Source organism: Streptomyces alkaliphilus, assembly GCF_014141535.1.
Taxonomy (GTDB): Bacteria; Actinomycetota; Actinomycetes; order Streptomycetales; family Streptomycetaceae; genus Streptomyces; species Streptomyces alkaliphilus.
Genome location: NZ_VKHT01000959.1, coordinates 1 through 1902 on the forward strand (window position 1 = coordinate 1; position 1902 = coordinate 1902).

Annotated in this window: 2 protein-coding genes; both read left to right on the forward strand. The window is 73.8% G+C overall.

Translation table 11 applies throughout. From position 1 onward, the window contains the following. The first annotated feature begins 259 nt into the window (after positions 1-259). Positions 260-958, forward strand: coding sequence for a polyprenyl diphosphate synthase (gene uppS, locus FNQ90_RS21485; RefSeq protein WP_182607866.1), 699 nt, complete (start codon positions 260-262; stop codon positions 956-958). Next, positions 955-1902: oxygenase MpaB family protein (locus FNQ90_RS21490; RefSeq protein WP_182607867.1), on the forward strand; the 948-nt coding region annotated here is incomplete at its 3' end. The genes uppS and FNQ90_RS21490, both read left to right, overlap by 4 nt.

The following is a 1902-nucleotide window of genomic DNA, read 5'->3' on the forward strand; positions in this document are numbered from 1 at the left end:
GGATGTGACCGAGCGCCGTGCGGCGGATCGTGACGCTCCGGGCGGGACGGATCGGGCCGGGACGGATCGGGCCGGGACGGATCGCGACAAGACGGGTCCGGGCGGAACGGCTCCGGGCGCGAGGGGCCCCGTCGTCCCGGTTCCGCGCGCGCCCGGGACGACGGAGGGGCGGCCGGGCGGGCGCCGGCGTGGTGACGGGTCCGAGGGACCCGACGGGCGGCGGCGGGAGACCGGCCCGGCGCGCGCGGCGCCGCGACACGTGGCCTGCGTGATGGACGGCAACGGCCGCTGGGCGCAGCGGCGTTCACTCCCCCGCACCGCCGGGCACCGCGCCGCCGAGACCACCGTCATCGACATCATCGAGGCCGCCCGCGCCGCCGGTGTCCGGTGGCTCAGCCTGTACGCCTTCTCCACCGAGAACTGGAACCGCCCCGATCCCGAGGTCGAATTCCTGATGGGGCTGGTGCGCCGGGTGGTACGGAAGCACGCGCCACTGCTGCTGGCCCGGGGCATCCGCTGTCGTTTCCTCGGCGCCGGTGACCCGCGCATCCCCCGCGAACTGGCCCGGGACCTCGACGACCTGACGACGCTGACCGCCGACAACCGGGGGATGACGCTGACCATCGCCTTCGACCACGGCGGGCGCCGGGACATCGTGGAGGCCGCGAGGTCACTGATCCTCAGCGGGACGCCCGCCGACGAGGTGACCGAGCGGCTCTTCGCCGACCACCTGCCGTTCCCCGACACCCCCGATGTCGATCTGGTCATCCGCACCTCCGGCGAACAACGCATCTCCAACTTCATGCTCTGGCAGGTCGCCTACGCCGAGTGGATCTTCCCCGAGGTGCTCTGGCCGGACTTCCGGGCCTCCGACTTCGTCGCCTGCCTGCACACCTACCGCCGCCGCGACCGCCGCTTCGGCGGTGTTCCGCCCCGCACGAACGGAGACCGTCCATGAGCACCGCCACCACGGGCACGGCCGACGAGGCACCGCTGTTCGGCCCGGAGTCACAGTTCCGCGCCTTCTTCGACGACCCGCGCTGGGCACTGGCCATCATCCGCGCCACCGTGCTGGAGGCCGCCCATCCGCAGGTCGGCGCCGCCCTCGCCGAGAACTCCACCTTCGTCGCCCGCCCCTGGCGGCGGCTGCGCAACACCTTCCTCAGCATGCGGCGCATGTTCGACGCCGACCCGGCGGTCCGCGAGCGGGAGGCCGCCCGGCTCAACCGGCTGCACTCCCGCATGAGCGGCTCCGACTCCCGCGGCCGGCCCTACGACGCGATGGACCGGGCGACCCGCGCCTGGGTGATCGCCACGCTCTTCGAGAGCGCGGTCACCATGTGCCGGCTGAGCGGCCAACCGCTCGACCGGGACACGATGGAGCGGATGTACGCCGAGTACCGCGCGTACCTCGCCGCGCTCGACGGCGACGCCACGGAACTCCCCGAGGATTTGAACGACTTCTGGCCGTACTTCGACCGGGTCGTCGAGCACGAACTGGAGGACACCGAGGCGGCCCGCGTCATCCTCTACCGACTCTTCGACCACCTGCCCGCCCCGCCGCTGCTCGACGGCGTACCGACCCTGTGGGCGGCGGGCCGGGCCGTCGTCGGCCCGCTCCTGGGCGCGATCACCGTCGCCTCCCTGCCCGAGCCGTACCGGCGCCGGGCCGGCCTGGCCGAGGTGCCCGGCGCCCCGACCCTCATGCAGGGTGCCTACCTCACCGCCGGGCTGACCCGCTTCCTGCCGGCGGGCTGGATCAACGCCGACACCATCATCGAACTCCTCTCCCTCTCACCCGACAGTGACGACCCCCGGGCCCGGACCGTGGCCGGCCTGCGCTCCCGGGTGAAGCGGGCCTCGGCGCTGCTCCGCCTCCTCACCCCGCTGAGCGGCGAGCCC